The following is a 24620-nucleotide window of genomic DNA, read 5'->3' as shown; positions in this document are numbered from 1 at the left end:
TTTCTTACAGATGAGAACAAAAAAAGCGTGGATTATGACGCTATCCACGCTTTTTTGTTTCTGCAATAGAACTTTAGAGCATAAAAAAGGAGGCAAAAGCCTCTAAATTGCTTTTGTCTCCTTTTGTGAACCCACGACGAAAAAGATATTTTTGCCAAATCTGTATGCGTATCTGAACCCTCACATCAAACTGGTATCGTCTGCTCAACTTCCAGACCTCCCGCAAAAATCACCTTAATCTTCTCCTTCAACTCCACCACCACACATTCCAGCACCTGCCGTACCAGTCTGTCATCATATTCCATGGGGTGGTTTTCCAGCCCATCCAGAATAGTAAAAATCTCATCCAGCCGGGACTCTGCATTCTCCTTTTCCTGCTGTGCATTGTCATATTGAGCCAATTGTTGCTCCAGGCTATTTTTCTCAGCCATGAGCGCTGTTGCCCTCTGCTCATCGAATTCCTCAACTGTATCGGTAGCTATGGCCTGGAGCATGGCCTTGAATTCCGCATCGATTTCTGCTATCCTTATCTGGATATCCAATCTATTATTCTCACCATCATCATTCTTCAGCCCCATGCCGATGTGAAGTTTCAAAGTGCCCAGCACATCGGCACTCTGTTTCGCCATACGCATGATCGCCGCCATGACAGCCTCTTGCAGTACACCTTCCTCCATCGTGGGCGAATGGTGGCAGTATTTCTTGCCGAAGTCCAGCCGGTTGATGCAACGCCAGACTGGTTTCTTTTCTCCCTTGACCGTCCAGGTGCATCGGCGGTAGGGGGTACCACACTCGCCACAGACCAGCAGTTCTGTCAAAGCATACTTGCTGGAATACCGGCCCTGCTCTGTCTTAGTGCCCTTTTGCTTGACCTTCCGTTTCCCGGTACGCCGCGCCAGTTCTTCCTGTGCTCGACCGAAGGTGGCAGGATCGATGATGGCGGGATGATTGTTCTCCACAAAGTACATGGGCCTGGCCTTACCATCGTTACGTTTGACTTTCTTGCTCAAGCAATCCACAACGTAGGTTTTATTGATAATTGCATCGCCTTTGTATCGTTCATTTTGCAGGATCGAGCATATCGTGGAGCGGTGCCATTTTCCTTGGCCGCCAGGGATGGGAACGTCCATATTATCCAGCATTTCCACGATCCCTCTCATGCTGTCCCCGGCCAGGAACCGCTCATAAATCAGCTTGACGGTCTTAGCTTCTTCGGGGTCAATTTCGGGCTTGCCATCTTCGCCCCTGCGGTAGCCGAGGAAGTTTTTGTAGTGGAAAGCAACCTTGCCCTCTTTCGCACTTTGATTTTTGCCCCAGATGACGTTGGCGCTGATATTCTCCGATTCGCTTTGGGCGATGCTGCCGTAAATCGTGATATAAAATTCAGCCCCAGGCTGGGTGCTGTGGATGTTCTGTTCCTCGAAGAAGATGTCCACGCCAATCTCTTTCAGCATTCGCACATACTTCAGCACGTCAGCCGTATTTCTCGCAAACCGGCTGATGGACTTCGTGATAATCATGTCGATTTTACCGCGCCGACATTGCTTTATCATCTTGTTGAACTCGTCACGCTTTTTGGTGCTTGTGCCGGAAAGCCCCCTGTCCGCAAAAATGCCCACAAAGGCCCATTTCGGCTCGCTTCTGATCTTCTCGGTGTAGTACCTTACCTGCACGTCATAGCTGTTTAACTGCTCCTCCTGGGCGGTGGAAACACGGCAATAAGCCGCCACCCGGAGCTGCCGGTGGGCCTGTTTGATTTCTTCAGCTATGTTGATTTTCGCCGGGATTTTCCGCACTACTTTCTGCGGAGTAGCTGTCGTTGGTTGCATCTTCATCTTCCTTTCTGATGGTTTGATTGTTTATTAAGGTGATACTTACTGTGCCGTCTTTTTCGAGGCGGAAGGTCTGAACTGTCCTCTTAAAAAGTGCCAGTGAAAAAGCTGAAAGCGGCTCCGCATCGGCAAGAGTCGCTTTCAACCTATGGGCTATATATGGAGCGGAATCAATGTCTGTATATTTCAAGGACACACATTCCAACATCTTTTCTCTCAAGGTGTTTTTATCGTAATCGAGCGTGTCTAATGTCCGCGCAATCTCATTTCCAGCTTTTAGAGTCTGCACACTTATGGACTCGTCTACAAGTGGAATTTGCACCAACCCAGGATTGACAATCACCCGGTTTAGCAGTACAGTTATATCATCCAGCAGGTCGCTGTCTGCCTTGTAAATTGCCATGTGGCACTCCGCATTTGAACATATCCATCGCTGCTGGCACTTCTTGAACCGGCTGTCATGCCTACGGTTCATTTTGGAACCGCAAACCGGGCAAATCACCGACACATCTATATGGAAAATTTCAGAGCTGCGGTCGGTACCGTGCTGGGTGTTCTTGTGGGCTTTCATCTCGACTATGGCCTGGTGCGTTCCCTTATCAATAATTGCTGGAAAATTGTCCTTGCCGGTGTATCGCTCATCCTCGATCAGGCGCATGATGCGGGATTTGTTCCAGCCGGTAACGCCGGGCTGGTACTCGATATTTTCATCGTTCAGTTGGTTAGCGATATCCAGCAGAGACAAGCCTTTTTGGTACTCACTAAAAATGCGATTCAGCACAGCAACCTCTTGCGGATGGGTAGTTATCATGCCGTTCTGATACTGATACCCGAACGGAATATTCCTCTTTTTCATGCAGTGCGACACCTCGCATTCTCTGGAATCTGCTCGGTGAGTGCCAGCCCGCCAATGAGATGAAAGTTCAGTTTTGAGTTGTCCACAACCGTGATGCTCTGCACGATTTTCTCGAACAAGGCTTGGCTAAAAACTGCGCCCGGTACGTATCCTGCCAGGGTATCATCCAACGATTTCATCGTGTATATCAACTCATCGTCCTCATCTTCAGCTAATGCCTTTTTGCGGTCGAGCCGCAGGGCGTTGATTTTATTGCTGATTACCGAGGATTGTGCGGCAAAGTCGGTAGCGTTCAGAACTCCATTGGTATGGAGCCGGGCAACTACCAGATTCTGTGCGCTCAAATCCGCTATCTGTTTGTCAATCTGGCGTATTCTCTCCTGGTTTTCGCTGCCACGATTCTGCATCACCTCCAGTTGATGGATAATCGTGCCCAGCAGGTCTTGCCGGTGGGAGGCCAGCTTGTCCACCATCAAGCAGAAGGTGTCGTAAACGGCGTTTTCTCGCACACGCCTGCTTTGGCAGTTTGTCGCACCTGCTGCTTTATCACTGCACATCCAGTACATGGTTCCGCGCAGTAGCTGTCGGCGGAAGGTGCTCCCGCAGTCGGGGCAGCGCAGGATACCAGACAAAATTGAGTTGTTTTCGCGACTTGTGGTCGTAATTCTGGATTCCTGCAACCTTTGTGCTGCTTGGAAAACTTCCCGGCTGACGATGGCGGGATTACTGTTTTCCACGTAGTATTGAACTTTTTCTCCATGATTGCGCTTTTTGCGGAAGGGCACCGTATCCGTAGTGTACTCCTTTTGCAGGAGTGCATCGCCCATATACCGTTCGTTTTTGACCACATAGTCAACCGTAGTGTGGTGCCATTTTTTCTGTCCATATCGCCGTGGAACTCCTTCTGCATTGAGGATATTCGCAATGTTTTGCTTTCCCACGCCTTGCAGGTAAAGGTCAAAAATGCGGCGAATCACAGCCGCCTCATCCTCTTTGACAACCATCTGACCATCCACTATCTCGAAGCCATAAGCAGGAGCATTACAGTTAAACTCCCCGGACTCCATGCGCATTTGATAACTCCTTCGAAGGTGGTCGGAAATGTTCACGCTTTCTTGCTGGGCAGCCATGCCGGGGAAAGTCACCAGCATTTCCATGTTCATCTTGTCGCTGTCGATGCCTTGTTCCTCGAAGTAGATGCTCACGCCCAACTCCTTGAGGGTGCGCAGGGCCACCAGTAACTCCTGCGTGTTCCGGGCGAACCGCGATACCGATTTTGTGATTATCCGGTCGATTTTTCCCAGCTTACAGTCACGGATGAGCCGGTTCTGTTCATCGCGCTTTTTCATGTCCGTGCCGCTCAAGCCCTCGTCAGCGTACACGTCCACTAGCTTGTATTGCGGATTCTTGCACTCGTAATCCTTGTAGTAGCGAATCTGAGCGGCAAAGGAGTGTAGTTGGTCGGCAGACTTACTGGATACCCGGCAGTAAGCTGCAAACCGGATAATTTCAGGTTTCTGCGGTTCACGGCTGATGTCGGTTACAGTCATTTGCACCATCCCTTTCTTTAAATTTTTGCCTTTCGGCACCACCAACAATACCACAAGAGTTCAGATACATCCAGCGAAAATGGCCAGAGTTTTCACTTCAGACATATCTTTTTGCTCCATCCTGCAACGCTGATCTGACAAATTAAACTTTTATATAATGAAGTGGCCGCCCAAAACGGACGGCCACGTTATCCTATCAATCGTTTTGCTTGTCCATATTTGTTCTCAACTTCCCTGGACAGGGAACACACCTCCCGGCTATGCATTTAACCTCATTGGAATCTCACCACCTGCGGGATCTCCGCAGGGCGCCCTCCTTTGCTGCGACGGGTCACGCTCGGCTTTAGGACTGGACGCAAGTATCATTATCCCTTCTGCTGGTCATCGCCGTTGATGGATGTGCGTTCCATCGTCTGAGCCTGGAGGCCAAACTAGTGGCGTCCGCTCATGTAGCTTGCCGCTCCTCACGGCGGCAGAAGGAAAGTAAAAGATGCGCTGAATATTCAATTTTCAAAGAGCAACGGAGGGCAGAAAAAAGTCCTCTCGCTTTCCATGCCGAAAAACGAAAGGGCTGACAACCAATTATTTCAAATTTTTGGCTTTCCGTAGCTTCGCCAGAATCTGTACTTTGCGCCGGTGGATGGCGTTCTGGGATACATGAAAACGCTCCGCGACAGCCCGTTCACTAAGCCGTTGACCATAGATGAGATATAGGATTTTCTGCTCATCCTCAGACAACCTCTTGACCTCAAGCCGGAGGTTGTCCAACATGATTTCATTTTCTACGTCACCAGCCGTATCGGATGCCATGTCAACCAGAATATCCTCACCATTGAACTCATCCGTGGTGAGCATATCGTAGGAAAAATCGCCGTTCTTTGCAGAGCGCTCGTCCAGATATTTCTGGCGGCGTTTGTCTTTGTAGAATGCTTTATAGTCACCCTCAGACACTTCCATCAGCATACCGTGCAGGGGTATGAATCGCCTGCCTTGGTATGTATCTTCTCGCTGTCGGAACTCGATATAGCTGAGCTCCTCATACACTCCATCTTCTAAAACAAATACTTTTCTTGGTGGGTATTTCACCGTTGATTCCTCCAATCAATCTGTTTTGGGTTTGGCAAAACGATTGATTGGGGTGGGCTACGACAGCCTACAAAAGAACAAAAAGCAAGGCCAAAAACGGCGTTCTTGCGGGAAATCAAACCCGTAAGAACGCCGTTAGTGTACTGTGATGCGTATTTAGATGTGTGGAACCTTACAGCATGGAGACGAAATGTACTTCAATAGCACAAATATGCAAGAGTGATTTCCCTTCCTTCGTAGTGAATTAAAATACACTATTAAGCGTATTTACAAACATTCCATGTTAGCATAGTGTATTGTAAAATGCATATGAGGTGAATTTTAATGCCAGAGTATGCAAAACCATTAGGAGATACTATCAGACAGGCCCGTGTCAGCCACGGATTTTCCCAGCGAGGTTTAGCGGAGCAACTCGCTATTGACTCCCGCACGATTCTGAACATAGAAAACTATAACGGAAATCCAAAGATGACAATTCTCTATCCCTTAGTTCGGGAGTTGGGGATAGATCCATGGGACATCTTTTATCCCGAACTAAAGCAGGACGAGTCAGCTTTCCGGAAGATGCAAATTCTGCTGAAAGAGTGCAGCGATGACGAGATCGCCGCACTGATTCCAGTCGTTGAGGCTGCGCTCAACATTGTAAAGGCCAAGCGGGGTCAAAAGGTCTAATCCACGTTCTTGCCCGGTTCATTATTTACAACCATTTTAAGGTTAATCACGCCAATTCGGATACTTCTCTTGCATTTGGAGCAGTAGAGCGGGAAGTTCAGCAGAACTGTATCCGGGTCAACTTTGGTATGCGTTTTTGCTCTACAGATGGGGCAATGAATCCAATGTTCCTCTTTCTTTTTGTCCATATTCACACCTCCTGCGGCGCTGGCTCTGTATCTGGTAACTGGCTCGGGCCGCAATCTAGAAGAGCGCCTCATCAGGCTATTTCTAGAATATCTAAAATACCTTTCTTCAGCCGCATAACCACATCCGCTTGCTTTGCCAATTCTCTGGAGTGCGTCACAATCACCACGCATTTGCCGGATTTATGCGCGCTTTCTTTTAGAATAGCAGTAATTTCAGCGGCGGTGTCCTCGTCCAGATTTCCAGTCGGCTCATCGGCAAGAATAACCTGTGCGTTGCTGGCCAGGGCGCGGGCAATGGCTACACGTTGCTGTTGACCCCCGGACAGTTTCAGCACATTACGTTTGCTTTCCTCTGCGGTCAATCCTAACTGCTCCAGGATGGGCAATGGCGGCTGTTTGGAAGTCAGTGCTACATTTTCCATCGGCGTAAGGTAATCGATCAGGTTGTAACTCTGGAAGATAAACGCCACATGACTGCGCCGGTGGTCGGCAAGGCCTGTGCTTGCAATGTCCTCTCCCTGGTACAAAATCTGCCCATCAGAGGGGCTGTCCAGCCCGCCCAACAAAGACAGTAAGGTTGTCTTGCCGCACCCGGAGGGGCCAAGGATAGCGTACATCTTGCCCTGCTCCATCTTCGCGTTGATCCCCCGTAGCACAGGCTTATTGTTTTCGTAGGAATACTTGAGGTCTTTAACTTCCAAAATGCTCATTCGATTGTCCTCCTTTAGCTCATTTGTGATAGGATATTTTTCGGCTGCATTTTTATCACTGGCAGAGATGCCAGCGTGACAGCGGCTGTGCATATGACGATTCCCAGTAGGGTGACCCATAGCAGGCTGGCTGGCGTGACATGGACTTCCACATTGTCAGGCGTTACCATATCAGATGTGTCATAAGGGATATACTGGCCCGTAATGTCCAGATATTCCGTCCCATCATCGGGCAGATCAATTTCTACTTCCGGCTGGTTCTGTATTGCCTGTGCGAACAGCAGATTGCTTGTGCCCTGCGCAATTGTTCCACTGGTAAAGTTGGATAATCCGAAGGCGATTATGGCAATCATCAGCGTTTCAAGGATATACTGCGCCACGATTTTGACCTTGCTCACGCCAATAGAAAGCAGTATGCCGGTTTCGTGAGTACGTTGCTTAATCCACATATTGAGTATCAGCGCTAATATGCCAATGCTGACAATCACAATCCCGATAATCAGCCCTGCCACCATGCTCTGCATAGCCGTTAAAGGGGACGCGACCGCCTCATACGCCGTATTGTCCACCGTCAGTTTGAAACAGTTCCAGCCCAAATCTAATTTGCGTATTTCAGCGGCTATTGTGTCGATGTTCTTAGGGTCGTCCACAAAAAACTCCACGCCGTTGTCGTACTGTATACTGTCGCGCTGCATGATTTCCTGCATGGCCTTGTGGTCGATAATCAGGCGATTCCGTTTGTCTGTTGACGTGGTGTTAAATTGTCCATCGCCCATAGTAACTTCATATATACCGACAATTTTCAGTGACACGTCAGGATAGCCGCCTGCGTCATAGCTGCATTGCACCGTGATGGTATCACCCAGCTTCAAGCCGTTTCTTTTAGCAAGTGCGGTGCTGATCAGGACGACGTGATTGTCCTCCGGGGTGATGTGACGGCCCTCGACCAGTTGGAAAGCCCCTCGCCGGAAGTAGTTGAAATACTCGGAATTAGAAACGGAGGGGAGGCGGCTGTAATCTCTCGTTTGTCCGAAGTTAATGCCTGGAATAAACGAAAAATCCATTGCAAAGACGCTGCCATCACCTATACCGTTATAGTCACGGATGCCTTTGACGCTCATAACCTTTTCAATATCTGCGTCAGTGATCGGCGCACCTGTGTAGTCTACCAGCACACCGCCAACGCCCTGCTGGTATGTCCAGTTCGGGCTGTTTTCGTCCAGCTCCAGCTTGATACTCCCGCCAACAGACTGCCGTAGGCTCAAGGCGGATTGCTCTGCCGCTGTCAGTATAGACAGCCCGGTGAGGACAAAGGTAGAGATAACCAGCAGTGTGAGAAGTAGGATTAGTGATTTTCCACGCTTTCGGAATATGTACAGAAATGCTCGTTTTGTGATGTTCATGGCATGACCTCCTAACTCATTTTTGATAAGATTTCTTTGGGTTGCAGCCGCATGATAGGATAGCCAGTTACCAGTATTGCCACCACTACAACTGCCATTTCGACTGCATATTGCAGCAGGATATTTCCCGCCGGAATTGCTACGGTGACTGCTCCTATCATCTCCCGCAAGTATACTTGAAACTGTGCTGTTGCGGCGTAACTGACCGGGCAGGACACCAGCATAGCCACTGCTAAAAGCAACATGGTTTCCATGATCAATTGTGCGAGAATCTGGCTTTTGCCGATTCCAATGGCTATCAAGATTCCCACCTCATGGGTGCGGCCACGGACACGCATAGCTAGTATCAGTAGCAGTACCGTGGCGCTGACCGCGATGGCGGCAATTATCAGTACTGTGGTAAGCCGCCCTATGGTGGCAAGCTGTGTGGAGATAGCGTCATACTCTGTTGTGTTCGCTTGCAGAGTGTAGTTATCACTCTCAATTCGGGCCATGACGGTTTCCAGTTCGGCGGGGTCAGTGACGAAAAAATCTACTCGCTCTATGCTGCCACCAGCCCATTCGAGGTCTGTAAAAATCGTGTCAGTATCAAATTCCATGCTGGGGTCGCTCTCATAGATGCCGATGATTTTTACGTTTGTTGACGGCTCAGCAAATGACAGTTCATCACCCAAGTACAAGCCATTTTCTTCTGCAAGTTCCCGGCTAATGAGGGCTGCATCTTCATCTTTTCGATTGATGTGCCGCCCCTCTGCCAGCGTCAGAATGCTGCTGGTAAAACCTTGATTCCATGCGGATTCTGTGTTCCCGGAAACCGGGCCGGAGGGCATACCCGATGGATAAATAAACCCATCCGCCGTTGCCAAAGTAGTGCCCTGGGCATTGCAAGCCTTGATTTCGGGATTACTTGCAATCTGCTGAACATCCTGTAGGGAGATTTTTGCAAACTCCATGGAATAGCCGTTGTCGTCCGCGTCAATCTCTAATGGCTTTCCCCGCAAGGTAAAGGATGCGCCCGCGGTTTCCCGCAAGCTGCCGGCGGCGTTCTGCACTGCGTCCAGCACGGCAAAACTCATGGTGCAGAATAGCGTTATCAGCAGAAAAAGCAGGAACAGGGTCAGGCTTTTACTGGGCTTGCGTATGTCGTACAAAATGGCTCGTCTGAGTACGTTCAAAAAAAGATACCTCCAATCTTTTGGGTTGAAGGTATCATATCACGCCAATATGGAACGATTATGGAGCAAATGTGGAGCTAATATGGAGTTGGCTCAGAAGTTGATTTCAAATGACATTCCGGTCATGTTTTCAGATGGGGAAAATGTGAATGGAATGTCTAGCGATTTCAATATTGTTGCGACGAGATATAGTCCTAAACCGTTCCCGCCGGTTGCACGGTTGCGGCCATAATCAGGGCGGTAGAACGGCTCAAAAATGTGGGCAAGATGTTCCGGCGGGATGGGCGTACATTCATTTTCTACCACAAGTTTTTGCCCACTGCAAGATACGATGATGATACCATTAGGCTTTGTATAGGACACCGCATTGGCCAGAATATTGGAGATGACTTTTTCAATCATTCCCCGCGGCAAGTGCACGGTATCAGTTTCATCCAGATTCACATTCATGGTAAGCCCTTTGGCTTTTGCAATGATTTGATACGGTTCAATCACTGCCCTAATCGCCTCTGCTATGGGAAAATCTGTGCATTCCTGGTTCCCGGCAAATTCAGCTTTGGAAGCGTCGAGAATCTCCTTTATCATCAGCGCCAGACGGTCAGTCAAATCCTTGCATTTAGCGAGATAGGTATCCCTATCCTTGTACTTGCCCACATTAAGAATCATATTTTCCAACATGGCGCTGACGGCGGTAACCGGCGTTTTCAGCTCATGGGACGCGGCCCGGAGGAATTTGATCTGTTGGGCGAAGGCGGCTAACAAACTCTGATACAGATTGTTGACGTTTTCAGCCAGCATACCAATTTCGTCCTGAGTATCTGTTTTACAGCGCACGTCTGGTTTTAGGCTCTGCATTTGCTCTGTTGTAGCGCTGATTTGCTTGATTGGTCTAGTGAACATTTTTGAGTAAGCCAGAGCGAACGCGACAGAAATCACAACACAGAGGACAGCAGTAAACGGCAGTATCATCAGCACTGCGCCAACGGCATCTTCAATATGCTGGCGGGAAACGGTGGCGGTAAGGCTCCCGGTTCCACCTGCAAAAACCTGTTCAACCCTAAAGAAGTCTGCCCCACCGTAGGGGTTGTTAGCAAGAGTAATTTTTAGCCCATCTTCCGTAGTGTCGGCTATAATGGTAAAGTCAGATTTACCATTTGAATTTGGAGGAGCACCGGGTTCTGCTTTCAGCAAATCCACAGTAAATGAAAAATCGTCATAGGTAATGGTGACATTGGAGTTCCATTTTGCGGCGAAATCTGTGACACAGGTTACCCTCTCGTCTGGCGTAGCAGATATGATTTTATCAGCCAGCGCATTTGCGTCTGCCTCCAACGTCTTTTCCTGCTGGTAGTTATAGGCGCGCGGCATGAGAAAGTATATCAGCGCGTGGGACAGCAGCACAATAATCAGCATGAGCCCCAGCGTATAGAGGAATGTTTTCGGGAAAATCTTTAGCTTTTTCATGGGTCGACCTCCAGCTTGTACCCGATTCCCTTGACTGTTTTGATGCAATCCAGGTGCAGTTTCTTCCGCAAATTTTTGATATAAGTGTCCACAAGCCTGTCCAGGACTTCTGCGTTATCTCCCCACAGATTGTCCAGGATTTGCGAGCGCGACAGCACAAGCCCTTGATGCTCCACCAATAGCTTGAGCAGGTCGATTTCTTTTGCGGTGACCTCCAGTTCGCCGGTAGAATCATGAGCAGAGTAGCCGGAGAAATTGACGGTCAGGTCGCCGTGCGTCCATACGTTTACTGGCGCTTGTGGACTGCTCCGGCGTAACAGAGCGGCAATGCGTTTCCCCAAAATCACCATGGAAAAAGGCTTTGTCATGTAATCGTCCACTTGGCTGTCAAAGCTGGTAACTTGTGTATATTCGTCCTCCAGGGCTGTCAGCATGAGCACCGGGACTTGGCTCGCTTTGCGGATGGAGTTCAGCACCACCAGTCCGGTAACGGTGGGGAGCATGATGTCCAGCACAACAAGGTCTATTTTCTGCGCGGCAAATAAGGTGATGGCTTCGTCCCCGTCAAGGGCGGGAATTGTGGTATGACCGGCCTCTTGCAGGTATTCGCAGATGGCTTCGTTGGTGTCGATATCGTCCTCGACGATCAGTATGGTTGCCATTGGCGCACCTCCTTTTTACGTAGTATAACATGGCAATGTGGAGCCTGTATGAAATTTCTCGATTTTTACAAGGATTATAGCCGCAGGCGGGTAATAAATCAAGTGGCTAGATGTTAACAAAGGGATAAATACTTACTGATTTTTCAAAGCGACCGAAGCCCCTGCCGGTATCCCAGCATTTCATCTTCCTCCGTACCGTCGAGTACATCTTGCAATTCGCCAATCGCCTTTTCTCTCTCATATGGCAGACGTGCCGTAAAGGGAAAGTAATTGGACACGGAGTTTGCAAAGAGATGGGTGCGAATGTGCAAATTTTCAATCAGCGTTTGCAGTTCTTCGATGCGCTCTTTTTCATCTGCCGGTGTAAACTTACCCTGCTTTGCCAACTGGTACAGCTGCGTATCCGGAAAAAGCGTCAATGAATCTACCGAGATAAAATATGGGTTAAGCTGACTGAACACCTTTGCAGAATTGACAGCGTTGCGCCGCCCATTACCTTTCCCAGCCAGCCCGGTCATATAGACAAAATAATACTCGATGCCAGCCTCGTCCAGCTTGCGGCACTGCTCCAAAATATCATCGGCGGTATAGCCTTTGTTTGCCAGCGCAAGGGTGGCCTCATCGCCGCTCTCCGTGCCGATACTCAGCCCATTGATACCCATGGCCCGGAGCTTTTTGAGTTGCCAGACCTCCTTGTTCTTGATGTCCCGGATACTTGCAAACATGGCGATGGACTGACACTTAATGAGATACTCGCGAACGGTCAGGGCGCGCAGCTTGAGGTTCTCATAGGTCATAGCAAAGGGGTTCGCGCCAGTGAGAAACACCCGCCGGGCGTTGGGCTGATAGCTCTTGACCTCCGCTAAATCCTCCTCAAACTCATCCATCGGGGACATCCGAAACTTCTCGTCTTTGTAGAGGCTGCAAAAGGTGCATTTGTTGTGGGTACAGCCGGAGGTTGCCTGCAAAATGACAGACTGTGATTTATACGGCGGCCGCCATGTTCTTCCTGTGAAATGCACGAGAATACCTCCTTACAGATGTCGAAGATTTTTGCGGTAATCCCGCAGCTTTTCTTCGCCTACTCTATCAATAATTTGGTCGATTGCCGCTACCAAAGCGGCTTTATCTTGGGGCAAAGTGCCGTGAAGTTGAAACGCATTGGAGGCTCCCAGCGCGGCAAATTCTGTTGTAATATCCAAACTTTCAATCAACGTGCGGATTTCATGGTACTTCTCCACTTCGCTTTCCTCCTGCCAGTTGCCCCGCTGGATCTCCTGATAGAGTTCAGAGTCTGGATAGATGGTAAGCATATTGGCACCGATGAGTTGTGGGTGCAGCTGATTGCACACAGCGGCGGTAGCTTTCGCGCTGATCTCGCCCCGTCCCATACCGGAAATGCCCACCAGATAGAAGAAATTGTAGTGAATACCAGCTTTATCCAGCCGGGTGCACTGTTCCACAATGTCGACAGCAGCGTAGCCCTTGGTCATAAAGCGCAGAGCCTCGTCATCGCCGGTTTCGATACCGATGGTCAGGCCGTCAAATCCCGCCTGTGCCAGCGCGTTCAGGTCGCTGTCAGACTTTAAGGTTACATCGGCAATCCGCGCAAAACAGCCTATGGTCTGCACCGTGGGTACATATTTGCGGATAAGTTCTGTGATTGCCAGCAGACGCTCGGTTTTCAGCACAAATGGGTTCGCTCCGGTGAGGAAGGCCCGGTCAAACCGAAAGCCGTGCCACTGTTTCAGCGTGTCGGCAACCTCCTGTAAATCGCACTCGATATCCTCCATTGGTGACATTCTAAACTTGAACGGCAGGTCGTTGTATAGCGTACAGAATTTGCACTTGTGATGGGTACAGCCTGCCGTGACTTCCAACAGCATCGAGGACGCTTCATAGGGTGGACGCCAAATAGTGCCGGTAAATTTCATTGTGAAAACCTCCCTTGTTTTCACCCATTATAGCCTGATACAGAATTAATTCAAGTACGGTACTTTTTTGTAGTACCTTGATTCATGCGGCCCTATGCGTTATAATGTTAGCAAAGAGGTGTTGTCCTATGAGAAAAACCGAGCAAGCGGTTGAACGCTGCAAGACCATGTCCACGCTGCAAAAAATTCTTGGCGGCAAGTGGAAGTTGGAGATTCTCTATTATATTGCCTTTCATGATATCCGGCGCTTCGGCGCGTTGCGGCGGCAGTTGGGGGAGATTACGGAATCCTCGCTGACGAAGCAGCTGCGGGAGTTGGAGGCGGATGGGTTCCTTGTCCGCCATGACTTCCATGAGGTACCGCCGCGTGTGGAATACACATTGACGGAGTTGGGCAGGAGCTTTATGGATGTGATAGCCTATATGAAAACATGGGGCGATGAGAATTTGCCAGAGAACAAATGATAGGGGGATATTGTTGTGGAGGATGGGAGATTCACAAAACAGGACTGGAAACTTTTCAAGGAAAAATTATCCGGTTGGCAGGAAGCCTACATGGACAAGCTCAACCGAGAGTACATGGAGATTTTGAACGGAGAAGGTAATCCGTCCGATAAATTTTGGCACTTGGAAAAGCGCATAAAAACGGATAAACGGAGCCCGGGTGTCCAACTACAGTTGACCCGGACTGATATGGTTTGGAATATTATTGCGCTGATAAACAATGAGGTTATTTCCTTGGAAGATTTGAATGGGTTTAGTGATACGCTCAAGGAAACTGTTGACCGCATTTTAGCTTGATAGCGAATGCTTAATCAGGTTGATTGTATGTGGTTTTTCTTTTCTGCAGTATACCTTCTTCTATTGGGTAGTTCACTAGACCTATCATGGTGACAGGTACCACCTTCCACCGAGAGGGCGCACTCCACTCTTGGCGGGAGGTGTTTTTTTCACAATTTATATAGCAACCCTATTTTATTTTGCAATCCCGAAAGCCCGGAATCCCCTGAAACGACCGGCGTTGCCGGACGTTGTGACCCGGAGGTGGGGAGCATAGCAACCCCACCTCCTTTCTCCTGCTTGCTTTTCGGCCTTGCCCAAAGCCGGTCAAATCCCCTCGAAATCAGTGCCTTTCCAAACCGGGCCGACATTGCCCCGACACGGCCCTCGCCGGTGCAGGGCCGTGTGTTTTCCCGACCCAGCCCTGCAAGCCCCGACACGGGGCCACGCAGGGGCCGACAGGTGGCGATGAGTAGCAAAGAAAAAGTGCACCGCGATTTGCGATGCACTCAGGGCTGGCATTCATTTTTCTGTCAAGCGTACCCGATATAGATGTCGTAGCAGTTCCCATCAGTGGACTCATACAGAGCAAATCTTCGATTTGCTCTTATCCACAACATCGGTGATGTCCTGGTCGTTGGCATACCGGTTCAGTCTGCTGGCGATGTCCCTCTCAAGACAGGTGCTGTGCGGCCCGGCCCCTATGGGGTTGTCCCAGCAATCTACCGCGCTGCTCTCCAGCCGCAGGCCAAGGCCCTGGGCATAGCTTTGTGCGTAGCCTATCCAGTAGCCAATGTCGAAGGAGGGCTCCTCTATGACCGGCTCCGGGGTTGGAGCGGGAGGTATAGGAGTGGGTGCTGGTGGCTCGGGTGTGGGCGTAGGAGTGGGTGTAGCTACTGGCGTGGGAGTTGCTCTCACGGTAACTGTCAGGGTGGCATCAGGCTCGGTGTCTGGCTGCTTTGGCGCAGGCGTTGGGTCTATTGTCTTTGGTTTTGTGCCCTGCGTATCGGTGTCTTCTACGCTGGAGGTGGATGCGTGTGCGCTTTCTTGTTTCGTGTGTGGAGAGGTGGTTTGACTATTGTTTTCATCTTTGCTGACGAATTTTCTGCGTACGGATACCGTCGGTTTGAAATTTATTCCAGCGATGATCTGCTCAAGGGTGGCAGCTATATTGATAGCAGCTTGGTCAGATTCCGTGGTTGATTCTGACTTTACTATGAGGGTCTGCTGTGCAGGCTCATAGTCTGGAGGTGCTGTCTTGCACCCATTAACGCTCACTAAGAGGGCTGTGGTCAGGAGGCAAGTTAGGATTTTCTTCATGGATCACATCCTTTCTTGGATTTTTTCTTGACCACAAGGATACCACAAGATTTTGAGAAGTCCAGACCGAACTCAAAGAAATACCCACTAAAGATGCTTTTGAATCTCTTGTCCGAATTGGGCAGAGCGCGGGCAGGGAACAGACAATGCTTTGCGGTTATCTTGATTTTTATCAACGCCTTTCTCTTGAAAATGAAAAAGCTGATCGCTTATTTGTGAGAGCTAACTCCCAGCGTCCGACTATGTATTTCTCGCCCTATTCTGTCATTGTGAGGGTTCGAATCTATTTTTTGCTGACTTACATCCGTAAGCGAAAAATAGATACGAACCCTCGTAAAAAAGGAAAAAAGCAAGAGCGGTTCCCATAAGGAGCCGCTCTTTGAAAGAATTAATGCATTAAATTGGCCAACTGGTTATCGGCACAAGTCTTGTGCCGCATCATTCCAAGGCGCGCAATCGTCAGCAGAGGTTCCTACCGGCAGCCGTTCCAATAAGAATTGGAAGTACCGGAAAGGCCGCAGGCCGTTGGCTTTAGCAGTCTCCACAATAGAATAAGCGACTGCACTGGCGCTGGCTCCTCTGGGCGTGTTGGAAAACAGCCAATTCTTCCGGCCCACGGCAAAGGGCCGATAGTAACCGCAAGGTTACTATTCAGCCCGCTCCGCACGGTTGTTGGACAGTTCCAAGCGCCCATCCAGGAACACGTGCATCAACCACTCTTTTTGCTTTACGGTATAAGTCAGCGCCGCGCCATAGGCAGACTTTGGCACGGGGTTGCGGTCATATTCATTTTTAGCCCAGGCAAAAAACTCCTCTGCTATGGGTACAGAATACTCTTTCCTTGCCTGGAACCGCTTGTGGAAGGAGAGCCTTTTCTCCGTGTATCCAGCTTCCAGCTCAAACAATTTGTTGCAGTAACGCAATCCAGTCTGTGCCGGATGCTTTTCCCTCGCGTCTTTGGGCAGAGTTTTGAGAGTATCTGTGAATTTTCTCCTCATGTGGGCCCAACACCCAACCGCGGTTATGTCCGGCGGCAGCTTACAATGGTAGGCCTCATACCCATCGGTGTGGAGAAATCCTGAGAAACCCGTCAAGAAAGCCTTGGCGTGTTCCCCGGTCCGGCTGGGCTGGTAGTCATACAACACCACCGGCCTTTCACTGTCCCCAGAGGTCCGGTAGACCCACACATAGCTTTTTTGTGTAGCTTTCCTGCCATCCTCCCGCAGCACGGTCAGTGTGGTCTCGTCCGCGTGGAGTATCTCGTTAGAGAGCAGTTCACTGCGCAAACGCTGGAAGAAATCCTCAAACCATCTCTCGTGGGTGGCGATCACCCAGTTTGCCATTGTCTGCCGGCACACCGATCCGCTGAAATTCCTGTTCCTGCCGGTACAACGGCAATGCCAGCGCATATTTGTTGTTCAAAATGTGCGCAAGCAGGCTGGGCGAAACGATCCCGCTGCCAGGGAGGAGCCCCGCTGGGACTTCGCTCTTTTTCATGGGCGTGGCTAACGCGTTTTTCTCGCAATTCCGGCAGCTGTAGGCCGTCTGGACGTGCTCCACTACCTTATACTGCGCCGGGACATACCGCAGTTCCCTCCGAACAACCTCGTGGCCGCAGGCGTGCATCTCCCCGCCGCATACCGGGCAGACACGTTCTTCCTCTGGCAGCTCGTGAACAATTTGCTCTGTTGGCAGCTTAGAAAAGTCCAGTTCCCGTTTCCCAGCCTGCTTTTTCCTCTTGTATACGATCTGCTCTAAATCAGGCTCCCCCGTCTTGGGGGTGGGGATTTTTTGCTGGCCTCATGCAGCTGTTCCTTCCAATCCTCCGCACTGGTGTACCGGATGCGCCTCATGCCCCGTTTGTGGCCAGGGTCATGCCGGGCTGCTGCCGCGCATTCCCGGCTGCAGTATTTCTGCTCTGACTTGACAAACGTGCTGAATCCCTCTCCGCACCAGCCGCAGACCCTATCCTCCCTCGTCTGTGCCATGGCCTGCAAATAACACTCCCGGCTGCAGTATTCGCCACCCTGCCATCTATCGCTGCTAAACTCTTTTCCACAAAACGCGCATGGGCGGTATGTAAAAGGAGGTTTTCAAGATGAACGAATGGGATAGACTGCACAGGATGGCAGAGTATTACAAGGCCGAATACCCCATCGGTACCAGGATCATGCTGAAAGTTAAACAAAGTTTAACTTTTGAGTATCTGGGAGAGGATATGCACCGGGTCGATGACAACACCCGCGGTACAGTGCTTACCGTGGATGACACCGGCACTCTGCACTGCAAGTTTGACAATGGCCGGTCGCTGGGGCTTATCCCCAGCGAGGATTCTTTCCACAAGCTGACGGAGGAAGAACTGGCAGAGGAACAGGAGCCGGACATGGATGAGGACGAAGATGAAGATTTCGGCATGAGATGATGTGAAAAAGATTGAAAAGCTGCGCTTTTCAACTTTCCAAGTTTTATCTCCACTCTTTGCAGAGTGAAGATAAAACTTTTTGGCGCAAAAGGAAGTGGATATGATAATTCGATTTTTTGATATGTTCGCGGGGATCGGCGGTTTCCGCTCCGGCCTGGAGGCTGTAGGCGGCTTTGAGTGCGTCGGTCACTGCGAGATAGATAAGTATGCAAACCAGGCATGGCGAGTGCTGGCCTGCCATTCCTACTATTGCCAGGGAACTAAAGCTATCGCAGTCTACGGTGCGCAGGGCATTGCAGGATTTGAGGAAAGCAGAACTGTTAGACACGGAGCAGCGTTACCGAACAAAGGGCGGCAAAAGCAGTTTGCTTTTTCGACTGAAGAAGATATGACAGAAAACACCTGCCGCCAAGGGGGTACTATACTCTCTCGGTGGCAGGTACCTCCTGTCATGGTGGCGGGTGTAGGAAACTATCCAATTGAAGAATGGAATACAGCAGAAAGAATAGGAAAGCTCACAAGATGACTCTGCTCACGTCATCTCCAACCTTCCATCCCGCATGGCCAGATCAATCATTCGGGAATCCAACTCCAGCCGTTCTAACTCCTTCGCGTCTGCATAGCAGATTTCAGACGTGACCTCCAACCCTAACAACGTGTGCCCGATCACCGCCGCCGAAAGGGAAGCTCCTAATACAGAGCTGTGTTCGCCATCGGCAAAGTAAAGTTCCTCGTCCGGATGGGCGCTTGCCACCTGCCACCAGATGCGCCCCACCGGGCAGACAGCCGCGCCTATCTTCTCTGCCAGGGCCTCGTAAGCCTCGCTCATAACTGCTTGGCCCTGGGGGTTATTCTTCTCACTCCAGGTCATGTACAGATAAATTCTTGTGCCTTCCGGTGCCAACGCAGCCATTTTCTCCCCGGCTTCCAGCAGGGAATCTTTTCCGGGAAACGGGTGGGCGTTGTGCTGCAAAATCATAGCATCATAACCGCCGCACATAAGGTTAAAGTAAGTCTGGGACTGCTCCAGGTGCCAGTCCAGGCCAATGCCGGGGTGGGTGAGCATCACCGGCTTGATGGGCTGGCCGTGGCTTTCACAAAACGCCTTCACCCGGGCGGGTACATAGTGTACAAAGGTGTGGCTGTTGCCAATAAATAACACTTTCATAAGCGGCTCCTTTTTAAGTAGATGAGTTCCGCCTGCATCATAACACATGAAGCCCACTCCATGTCAAGGATTTTCTCAAAGACTTCATATACTTTTGAGGCATACCGTGCTATAGAAACTAAGTATTTGATTTTCCCCAACTCCGTTGTTATAATGAGGAAAACAGAGGACAGGAAGGATGGATGGATACCATGACAAGGCCCTACACCATCTGCTATCTGAATGTCAGCGCCGAATGCCACATCGACGGCGATTTTGGGCGACTGCCGGAAGCTGCCCCAGCTACGGAAATTTTCCGGCAGCGTTGGTTGGATATGTACGCGGACGCCACCATCTACGGCGCGGTAACGATGGCGCTGTTCACAGCCGGTCGGGTAGTCGAGCTGCCTAAAGCAAAGCATACTTATTCCTGCGAGGACTATGCCGCCCCCTGTGAAACATGCCGCTACTATGTCTGCATCAGCCCGGACGGCGGCATTGCCTACGACAGCCCTACTATCGAAGTGCGGAGTCGGGGCGTGCATGGCATTATCCATGTGCTTACCGAGGACATCTCCGATGATTACCTGGAGTACCTGCGGGAGCAAGGCATCTCCTACATTTTCTGCGGGAAGGAAAAGCTCGACCCGGTGCTGATGATGGAAAAACTCTACAGCAAATTTGGTATCAAAAAAGCCATTATTTCGGGCGGCGCTTATGCCGATTGGACGCTTTTGCCCCACGGCTTGATTGACGAAATCAAGACTATGCTGGTGCCCGTTGTGGACGGTGATCCCCACTCCAACACTCTGTTCAAGAGGTTCGAGGGTGATGAATCCCAGCCTGTGGCACTGTCCCTGGCGGATGTGGAGAGAGTGGAGGGCGACGGCCTGATGATCACCTACAAGCCCAAAAACGTGCGTGAAAACTGAGGAGGATGCATTATGAAAATCGGCATTATCCAAACCGCCCCCAACAACTGTGCAGCGCTGGACAAGATTGCAAAGAAGCACCCTGGCCTGGAGATCGTCCACTATGTAGACGGCTGCCTGTGGGAGCACTTCGAGGCGGCGGGGAATACGGTAAATGACAAGGTAAATGAAATTCTGGCAGGCGACTTCAACAAACTGATAGATGCAGGATGCGGGAGCATCGGCCTGCTATGCAACCAAATCAAAGGCGGTATCGAAAAAGTGCAGGAGAGCGTGGCGCTGCCCATTTTGGTCTATGATGATGTGCTGGCCCGGCGCGCCGTGGCGGTCACCCCAGAGGGAGGCGAAATTGCAGTGGCGGCCATGAATACCGCAGCTCTTGGCCCCACCAAGTTGGCAGTAGAATTTGCCGCCCGGCAGGTAGGAAAGAACATAGAAGTTGAACCCGTCTGCGTAGAAGCTGCTAAAAACTGCCTTGCGGAAACCGGTAGTACCGAGCTGGCAGACCAATATTTCGAGCGCTGGCTGCGGACGAACCAGCAGAAATATAGCGCCTTCCTGTTGCCCCAGGTGCCGCTGACCCGGCTCATGCCCCGCCTGCGCGACATGGCAACGCCAGTGTTTGACAGCATGGAACCGTTTGTGGACGAATTGGCAAAGATGTGATATTATTTTGGAGGGGTATTGTGTTCGCAAAAATGTTTTCCCGGCGCTTGTGGAACCGAGACTTTATCCTGGTGCTGCTGGTCTGTTCCATTGCGTCCTACACCAACAGCATCTTCATTTCACTGCTGCCGGTCTATGTACTGGACTTGGGCGGCACCAACGCCCTTACCGGCATGATGATGACCGGCCTGACCCTGCTGGGCATGGCCACCCGTGTGGTGGTCGCTCCGCTTATCGACAAGATAGGCCGCAAGAAACTGCTGGTCATCGGCAGCGGGCTTTACGCGCTGAACGCCCTGGCCTTCTGCTTCACTAAAGATTTGAACGTCCTGTTCGCCCTGCGGGTAATCCACGGCTTTACCCAGGGCATCTTCTTCCCGGTGCCGCCCACCATGATAGCCGACATCTCCCCGGAGGATCTGCTGGTGGACGCCATGGGATTCTTCGGCATCAGCAGCTCCCTGGTGTTTGCGGTGACGCCTACAATCGGCCTTGCGATTTATAACAACCTCGGCCCGGAGGCCATGTTCTGGTCGGCGGTGGTGATGGGGGTTCTCTCCTTCGCTCTGACCCTGCCCATCAAAGAACACTACCAGCGCCCCGTTCAGCCCGAGAAGGGCGAATCCAAGCCCAAAATTGGCCTGCGCTTGGATAAGGTTTTCCTGACCTTGGTGCTGCTGCCCTCCATGATAAGCCTGTTCATTTACATAGGCAATTCCTCCATCATGAGCTTCCTCACCCCCTGCGGCCTGGAGAGAGGCATTGAACAAATCAGTCTCTATTTTCTGGTGAACAACCTGGCGGTCATCGTCTCCCGCTTGACCGTAGGCCGGGCAATCACTTACATACCCAAGCGCACCTGCATCCTGTTCGGCATTATCCTGTGCGGGCTGGGCACAGGGCTGATTGCAGTGGCCTACAACCTGGCGCTGATGATGCTCTCTGCCGTGCTGGTGGGCGTGGGTATCACGGCGGTCACCCAACTTTTGCAGGTGGAAGTCATGCTTGCCGTGCCCAGCGAGCGCCGGGGACTGGCCAGCACCATCTTCATGCTCATGGGCGACATCGGCAACGGCGCAGGCGCGGCCATTTGGGGCGCGGTCTCCGCCGGGGCGGGGTATGTGCTGACCTACGCGCTGGCGGGGGCGTCTACTTTGATGGGGTGCTTGTTCCATGGGGTGTACTGGAAGAAACGGGGATAAAGAGGCAAAAAGAAAGAAGCTGGCGGTTATGAAATCTTTTAACCGCCAGCTTCTTTCTGTTCTCACCTAAAATACTCCACGCCAGGCTTTTTTCCACAAAACCAGCGCCAAGGGAATCCCCGCTAATTCCGCCAGAATGAACCCAAGCCAGATCAGATTCAAGTTCCCGAAAAACTGCAAAAGCAGCGCGAACGCCACCGGCAGTATGGCCTGGCGGGTCATGGTCAGCACCATGCTGTAGGTGCCCAGGGAGAATCCCTGGAAGGACGCCGCCAGCACCAGGCTCGGGATGGACGCCAGCCAGGACACGGTCAAAATGCGCAGGGCGGGGACGGCGATCTGGCGCATATGCTCAGAGGTTTCAAAAATTTGCAGTACCAGCGCGGGGGCAATTTCCAGCACCGCAAAGAACAACAGAAAGAATAACGCGGAGTAGATCATCGCCCACTTTACCGCCTGGGAGATGCGCTCTTTTTTGCCCGCGCCATAATTGTAGGCCACGATGGGGATCAGGCCGTTGTCGATGCCATGCACCCCCACAGTCGATATGCCGAAAATGCGTATGCACACGCCGTATACCGCCACTGCCGTGGAGGAAAACCCCAGCAAGATCGTGTTCATCACCATGCTGACGAAGGAGGTCAGTACCTGCACCAAGGTAGATGGTACCCCCACCTTCAAGATGGCTTTCACACTGCCAAAATCCGGGCGCAAAGTGAAACCAAAGGATATTTCCGGGTTCCACCGGCGGTTGATGAAAATCCCCGCCAGCATCCCCATGCACTGGCCTATCACGGTGGCGATGGCCGCCCCCATGGTCTCCATCCGCGGCAGGCCGAAATAACCAAAGATAAAGATGGGGTCCAGAATCAGGTTGGTGACGGACGCCGCCGAAAGGGTGAACAGGAACAGGCTGGAACGCCCGCTGGCAATGACGTACCGGTCAAATACCCACTGGCCCATCTGCCCGAAGGAGAACAGCATACAGATGGTCAGGTAGTCCCTCCCATATTTCGCAATGGCCTCGTTGCCGCCGGACTGCCATTCGAAGTAAGGCCCCACCAGCGCCAGGCACATCACCACGATCACGCCCCAGGAACACAGCGCAATGAAAATAGCGGCGTCTGCGGCCCTGCGTACCTTTTCCGGACGGCGTTCGCCCAGGGCTTTGGAGATAACGGCGTTTAATCCTACCGCGTTCCCCAGCCCCAGGGCTGACACCAGCGTTTGGATGGGCGCCGCCAGAGAGAGGGCGGTCAACGCATCCTCAGACACCCGTGAAACGAAAACGGAATCCACAAAATTGTAGAGGGAATTGATGAGCAGGCTGAGCATTAGTGGGATGCCCGTGGTCAGGATAAGTTTGGCCATGGGGGCGTATCCCATGGGGTTTTCTTTTGCCGCAGAGGGCTGGTTCATAGCTGAACCTCCTTATCTTGAAAAATAGAGCGGGACAGGTATGGTCCGCCTGTTCCGCCCCGTTGAATACATGGCTTTCAGTGGTCAAAATGCGCCGAAACTTCTTTCAGCTTTTCGATGATTGGCAGGTGCTGGGGGCACATCTCCTCGCACTGACCGCAGGCTACGCAGTCTGCCGCCTTGCCGAATTTCTCCGTCAGGTTGGCATAGTTGCTGAAATTTACCGTCCAGCCCTTCTCCTCCAGATGCTCCCGCATATCCTCGTTGTACAAGGAGAAATACTGGGGGATGGCGATCTTCTGGGGACAGCCCTCTGTGCAGTAGGAGCATCCGGTGCAGGGCACGGCAATCTGGCTGTTTATGATGTCTGCCGCCTTGAACACCATGGCCTTCTCCTCCCCGGTCAGCGGCTGGAAGTTCTCCATAAAGCTGAGATTATCCTCCATCTGCTGGAGATTGCTCATGCCGGAAAGCACCATCATCACACCGGGCAGGCTGGCGGCAAACCGCACGGCCCAGGACGCGGGCGACGCGTCAGGCGCGTACTCCTTAAAGAGCTTCTCCACATCCTCCGGCACCCTTGCCAACGTACCGCCCTTGACCGGCTCCATAACGATGACAGGCTTATTGTGCTTGACCGCCACCTCATAGCAGGCCCTGGACTGTATCCACTGGCTGTCCCAGTCCAGATAGTTGATTTGAAGCTGGACAAACTCCATCTCCGGGTGCTTTGTCAGGATTTCGTCCAGCAGCGGGGCGTCGCCATGGAAGGAGAAGCCAGGGCTTTTTATCAGGCCATGGGCCTTTTTCTCCACCATCCAGTGAAAGCAGTCAAACTTCTCGAATTTGGGATAGGAATTTCCGTCGATGCCGTGGAGCAGGTAATAGTCGAAATAGCCCGCACCGGTCTTTTCCAGCTGCTGGTTGAAAACCTCGTCCCTGCCCTCCAGGGAATCAAAAAAGGCGGCGTTCAGCTTTGTCGCCAGAGTGAACTTGTTTCTAGGGTGGCGGCTGGTGAGCACCTCCTTTACCGTGGGCTCGCTCTGGAAGCCGCAGTACATCCAGGCGGTGTCGAAGTAGGTGAAGCCTTTTTCGATGAAAAGGTCTACCATCTTCTTGACCTGCTCCACGTCAATAGCAGCGGCATTGGCCGGGTCGGTGGTGGGCAGGCGCATCAGGCCGAAGCCAAAATTTTTCATAG

General features: G+C 51.4%; 25 protein-coding genes and 2 pseudogenes. 8 read left to right on the top strand and 19 right to left on the bottom strand.

Going from position 1 to position 24620, the window contains the following annotated elements; all coding sequences use genetic code 11:
* Positions 1 to 185 precede the first annotated feature (185 nt).
* The 4 genes from ADH66_RS07840 to ADH66_RS07825 form a co-directional block, all read right to left on the bottom strand.
* A complete protein-coding gene (locus ADH66_RS07840; protein WP_066533755.1) occupies positions 186 to 1829 on the bottom strand; it encodes a recombinase family protein in 1644 nt (547 codons plus the stop codon).
* Positions 1762 to 2688: a recombinase family protein gene (locus tag ADH66_RS07835; RefSeq protein ID WP_066533759.1), complete on the bottom strand. Its 927-nt coding sequence runs from the start codon at positions 2686 to 2688 to the stop codon at positions 1762 to 1764. Before ADH66_RS07835 ends, ADH66_RS07840 begins: the two co-directional genes overlap by 68 nt.
* Positions 2685 to 4238 carry a recombinase family protein gene (locus tag ADH66_RS07830; protein WP_066541560.1) on the bottom strand — a complete coding sequence of 518 codons (1554 nt, stop codon included), beginning with the start codon at positions 4236 to 4238 and terminating at the stop codon, positions 2685 to 2687. The genes ADH66_RS07835 and ADH66_RS07830 overlap by 4 nt, the downstream gene beginning before the upstream one ends.
* A 582-nt stretch (positions 4239 to 4820) precedes the next feature.
* On the bottom strand, positions 4821 to 5324 hold the full coding sequence (locus ADH66_RS07825) for a sigma factor-like helix-turn-helix DNA-binding protein (RefSeq protein WP_066533761.1): 504 nt from the start codon (positions 5322 to 5324) through the stop codon (positions 4821 to 4823).
* 324 nt (positions 5325 to 5648) lie between these two features.
* On the opposite strand from ADH66_RS07825, the gene ADH66_RS07820 reads away from it, so the two are divergent.
* Positions 5649 to 5996, top strand: a complete 348-nt coding sequence (locus tag ADH66_RS07820; RefSeq protein ID WP_066533763.1) for a helix-turn-helix transcriptional regulator — start codon at positions 5649 to 5651, stop codon at positions 5994 to 5996.
* On the opposite strand, the gene ADH66_RS07815 is transcribed toward ADH66_RS07820, so the two are convergent.
* The 8 genes from ADH66_RS07815 to ADH66_RS07780 form a co-directional block, all read right to left on the bottom strand.
* A complete protein-coding gene (locus ADH66_RS07815; protein WP_066533764.1) occupies positions 5993 to 6184 on the bottom strand; it encodes a cysteine-rich KTR domain-containing protein in 192 nt (63 codons plus the stop codon). The two genes, ADH66_RS07820 and ADH66_RS07815, sit on opposite strands and share 4 nt — an antisense overlap.
* Positions 6185 to 6255: 71 nt before the next feature.
* Complete coding sequence (locus ADH66_RS07810; RefSeq protein ID WP_066533767.1) at positions 6256 to 6894, bottom strand: ABC transporter ATP-binding protein; 639 nt, start codon at positions 6892 to 6894, stop codon at positions 6256 to 6258.
* A 14-nt stretch (positions 6895 to 6908) separates the two neighbouring features.
* Entirely contained in the window at positions 6909 to 8297 is a 1389-nt protein-coding gene (locus ADH66_RS07805) for an ABC transporter permease (protein WP_066533768.1), read from the bottom strand.
* Positions 8298 to 8308: 11 nt separating this feature from the next.
* Positions 8309 to 9472, bottom strand: coding sequence for an ABC transporter permease (locus tag ADH66_RS07800; protein WP_066533770.1), 1164 nt, complete (start codon positions 9470 to 9472; stop codon positions 8309 to 8311).
* Positions 9473 to 9565: 93 nt separating this feature from the next.
* Complete coding sequence (locus ADH66_RS07795) at positions 9566 to 10936, bottom strand: sensor histidine kinase (RefSeq protein WP_066533772.1); 1371 nt, start codon at positions 10934 to 10936, stop codon at positions 9566 to 9568.
* Positions 10933 to 11598, bottom strand: a complete 666-nt coding sequence (locus tag ADH66_RS07790; RefSeq protein WP_066533774.1) for a response regulator transcription factor — start codon at positions 11596 to 11598, stop codon at positions 10933 to 10935. Before ADH66_RS07790 ends, ADH66_RS07795 begins: the two co-directional genes overlap by 4 nt.
* A 143-nt stretch (positions 11599 to 11741) precedes the next feature.
* Positions 11742 to 12620 (bottom strand): radical SAM protein, encoded by an 879-nt coding sequence (locus ADH66_RS07785; protein ID WP_066533776.1) that lies wholly within the window; start codon positions 12618 to 12620, stop codon positions 11742 to 11744.
* A 12-nt stretch (positions 12621 to 12632) separates the two neighbouring features.
* Complete coding sequence (locus tag ADH66_RS07780) at positions 12633 to 13532, bottom strand: radical SAM protein (RefSeq protein WP_066533779.1); 900 nt, start codon at positions 13530 to 13532, stop codon at positions 12633 to 12635.
* A 128-nt stretch (positions 13533 to 13660) separates the two neighbouring features.
* Here ADH66_RS07780 and ADH66_RS07775 point away from each other — a divergent pair, with 128 nt between their 5' ends.
* Both ADH66_RS07775 and ADH66_RS07770 read left to right on the top strand, forming a co-directional pair.
* A complete protein-coding gene (locus tag ADH66_RS07775; RefSeq protein ID WP_066533780.1) occupies positions 13661 to 13996 on the top strand; it encodes a winged helix-turn-helix transcriptional regulator in 336 nt (111 codons plus the stop codon).
* 15 nt (positions 13997 to 14011) lie between these two features.
* Positions 14012 to 14332, top strand: a complete 321-nt coding sequence (locus ADH66_RS07770; RefSeq protein WP_066533782.1) for a multidrug transporter — start codon at positions 14012 to 14014, stop codon at positions 14330 to 14332.
* Between the two features lie 558 nt (positions 14333 to 14890).
* On the opposite strand, the gene ADH66_RS07765 is transcribed toward ADH66_RS07770, so the two are convergent.
* From ADH66_RS07765 to ADH66_RS07735, 4 genes and pseudogenes are all read right to left on the bottom strand, one after another.
* Positions 14891 to 15589: a hypothetical protein gene (locus tag ADH66_RS07765; RefSeq protein ID WP_157130560.1), complete on the bottom strand. Its 699-nt coding sequence runs from the start codon at positions 15587 to 15589 to the stop codon at positions 14891 to 14893.
* A gap of 455 nt (positions 15590 to 16044) precedes the next feature.
* Positions 16045 to 16260, bottom strand: a pseudogene (locus ADH66_RS21980) (transposase domain-containing protein); the annotation flags it as partial.
* 18 nt (positions 16261 to 16278) lie between these two features.
* A pseudogene (tnpC, locus tag ADH66_RS07750) lies at positions 16279 to 17299 on the bottom strand (IS66 family transposase).
* Between the two features lie 86 nt (positions 17300 to 17385).
* Entirely contained in the window at positions 17386 to 17619 is a 234-nt protein-coding gene (locus ADH66_RS07735) for a hypothetical protein (protein ID WP_088364396.1), read from the bottom strand.
* Between the two features lie 110 nt (positions 17620 to 17729).
* On the opposite strand from ADH66_RS07735, the gene ADH66_RS07730 reads away from it, so the two are divergent.
* Both ADH66_RS07730 and ADH66_RS21975 read left to right on the top strand, forming a co-directional pair.
* Positions 17730 to 18053: a DUF4314 domain-containing protein gene (locus ADH66_RS07730; protein WP_066533798.1), complete on the top strand. Its 324-nt coding sequence runs from the start codon at positions 17730 to 17732 to the stop codon at positions 18051 to 18053.
* A 100-nt stretch (positions 18054 to 18153) separates the two neighbouring features.
* A complete protein-coding gene (locus ADH66_RS21975) occupies positions 18154 to 18579 on the top strand; it encodes a DNA cytosine methyltransferase (RefSeq protein WP_066533800.1) in 426 nt (141 codons plus the stop codon).
* Between the two features lie 6 nt (positions 18580 to 18585).
* Here ADH66_RS21975 and ADH66_RS07715 read toward each other — a convergent pair whose 3' ends face one another.
* Complete coding sequence (locus ADH66_RS07715; RefSeq protein WP_066533802.1) at positions 18586 to 19221, bottom strand: hypothetical protein; 636 nt, start codon at positions 19219 to 19221, stop codon at positions 18586 to 18588.
* A gap of 182 nt (positions 19222 to 19403) precedes the next feature.
* On the opposite strand from ADH66_RS07715, the gene ADH66_RS07710 reads away from it, so the two are divergent.
* The 3 genes from ADH66_RS07710 to ADH66_RS07700 are packed head-to-tail and all read left to right on the top strand — an operon-like array spanning position 19404 to position 22000.
* Positions 19404 to 20132, top strand: coding sequence for a dihydrofolate reductase family protein (locus ADH66_RS07710; protein WP_066533805.1), 729 nt, complete (start codon positions 19404 to 19406; stop codon positions 20130 to 20132).
* Between the two features lie 12 nt (positions 20133 to 20144).
* On the top strand, positions 20145 to 20798 hold the full coding sequence (locus ADH66_RS07705; RefSeq protein ID WP_066533809.1) for a hypothetical protein: 654 nt from the start codon (positions 20145 to 20147) through the stop codon (positions 20796 to 20798).
* A gap of 20 nt (positions 20799 to 20818) precedes the next feature.
* A complete protein-coding gene (locus ADH66_RS07700) occupies positions 20819 to 22000 on the top strand; it encodes an MFS transporter (protein WP_066533811.1) in 1182 nt (393 codons plus the stop codon).
* A gap of 66 nt (positions 22001 to 22066) precedes the next feature.
* Here ADH66_RS07700 and ADH66_RS07695 read toward each other — a convergent pair whose 3' ends face one another.
* Both ADH66_RS07695 and ADH66_RS07690 read right to left on the bottom strand, forming a co-directional pair.
* Positions 22067 to 23419: an MATE family efflux transporter gene (locus ADH66_RS07695; protein ID WP_066533813.1), complete on the bottom strand. Its 1353-nt coding sequence runs from the start codon at positions 23417 to 23419 to the stop codon at positions 22067 to 22069.
* Between the two features lie 77 nt (positions 23420 to 23496).
* Positions 23497 to 24618 carry an aldo/keto reductase gene (locus ADH66_RS07690; RefSeq protein ID WP_066533815.1) on the bottom strand — a complete coding sequence of 374 codons (1122 nt, stop codon included), beginning with the start codon at positions 24616 to 24618 and terminating at the stop codon, positions 23497 to 23499.
* Positions 24619 to 24620: the final 2 nt, after the last annotated feature.

This window comes from Acutalibacter muris (genome assembly GCF_002201475.1).
Lineage (GTDB): Bacteria > Bacillota > Clostridia > Oscillospirales > Acutalibacteraceae > Acutalibacter > Acutalibacter muris.
This window is presented reverse-complemented; position numbering and strand designations above follow the sequence as displayed.

Bases quoted from the DNA above. Each gene is read 5' to 3' on its own strand.
- ADH66_RS07840 (WP_066533755.1), bottom strand. From the start codon at position 1,829: ATGCAACCAACGACAGCTACTCCGCAGAAAGTAGTGCGGAAAATCCCG.
- ADH66_RS07835 (WP_066533759.1), bottom strand. From the start codon at position 2,688: ATGAAAAAGAGGAATATTCCGTTCGGGTATCAGTATCAGAACGGCATG.
- ADH66_RS07830 (WP_066541560.1), bottom strand. From the start codon at position 4,238: ATGACTGTAACCGACATCAGCCGTGAACCGCAGAAACCTGAAATTATC.
- ADH66_RS07820 (WP_066533763.1), top strand. From the start codon at position 5,649: ATGCCAGAGTATGCAAAACCATTAGGAGATACTATCAGACAGGCCCGT.
- ADH66_RS07815 (WP_066533764.1), bottom strand. From the start codon at position 6,184: ATGGACAAAAAGAAAGAGGAACATTGGATTCATTGCCCCATCTGTAGA.
- ADH66_RS07810 (WP_066533767.1), bottom strand. From the start codon at position 6,894: ATGAGCATTTTGGAAGTTAAAGACCTCAAGTATTCCTACGAAAACAAT.
- ADH66_RS07805 (WP_066533768.1), bottom strand. From the start codon at position 8,297: ATGAACATCACAAAACGAGCATTTCTGTACATATTCCGAAAGCGTGGA.
- ADH66_RS07795 (WP_066533772.1), bottom strand. From the start codon at position 10,936: ATGAAAAAGCTAAAGATTTTCCCGAAAACATTCCTCTATACGCTGGGG.
- ADH66_RS07790 (WP_066533774.1), bottom strand. From the start codon at position 11,598: ATGGCAACCATACTGATCGTCGAGGACGATATCGACACCAACGAAGCC.
- ADH66_RS07780 (WP_066533779.1), bottom strand. From the start codon at position 13,532: ATGAAATTTACCGGCACTATTTGGCGTCCACCCTATGAAGCGTCCTCG.
- ADH66_RS07775 (WP_066533780.1), top strand. From the start codon at position 13,661: ATGAGAAAAACCGAGCAAGCGGTTGAACGCTGCAAGACCATGTCCACG.
- ADH66_RS07735 (WP_088364396.1), bottom strand. From the start codon at position 17,619: ATGGCACAGACGAGGGAGGATAGGGTCTGCGGCTGGTGCGGAGAGGGA.
- ADH66_RS07730 (WP_066533798.1), top strand. From the start codon at position 17,730: ATGAACGAATGGGATAGACTGCACAGGATGGCAGAGTATTACAAGGCC.
- ADH66_RS21975 (WP_066533800.1), top strand. From the start codon at position 18,154: ATGATAATTCGATTTTTTGATATGTTCGCGGGGATCGGCGGTTTCCGC.
- ADH66_RS07715 (WP_066533802.1), bottom strand. From the start codon at position 19,221: ATGAAAGTGTTATTTATTGGCAACAGCCACACCTTTGTACACTATGTA.
- ADH66_RS07710 (WP_066533805.1), top strand. From the start codon at position 19,404: ATGGATACCATGACAAGGCCCTACACCATCTGCTATCTGAATGTCAGC.
- ADH66_RS07705 (WP_066533809.1), top strand. From the start codon at position 20,145: ATGAAAATCGGCATTATCCAAACCGCCCCCAACAACTGTGCAGCGCTG.
- ADH66_RS07695 (WP_066533813.1), bottom strand. From the start codon at position 23,419: ATGAACCAGCCCTCTGCGGCAAAAGAAAACCCCATGGGATACGCCCCC.
- ADH66_RS07690 (WP_066533815.1), bottom strand. From the start codon at position 24,618: ATGAAAAATTTTGGCTTCGGCCTGATGCGCCTGCCCACCACCGACCCG.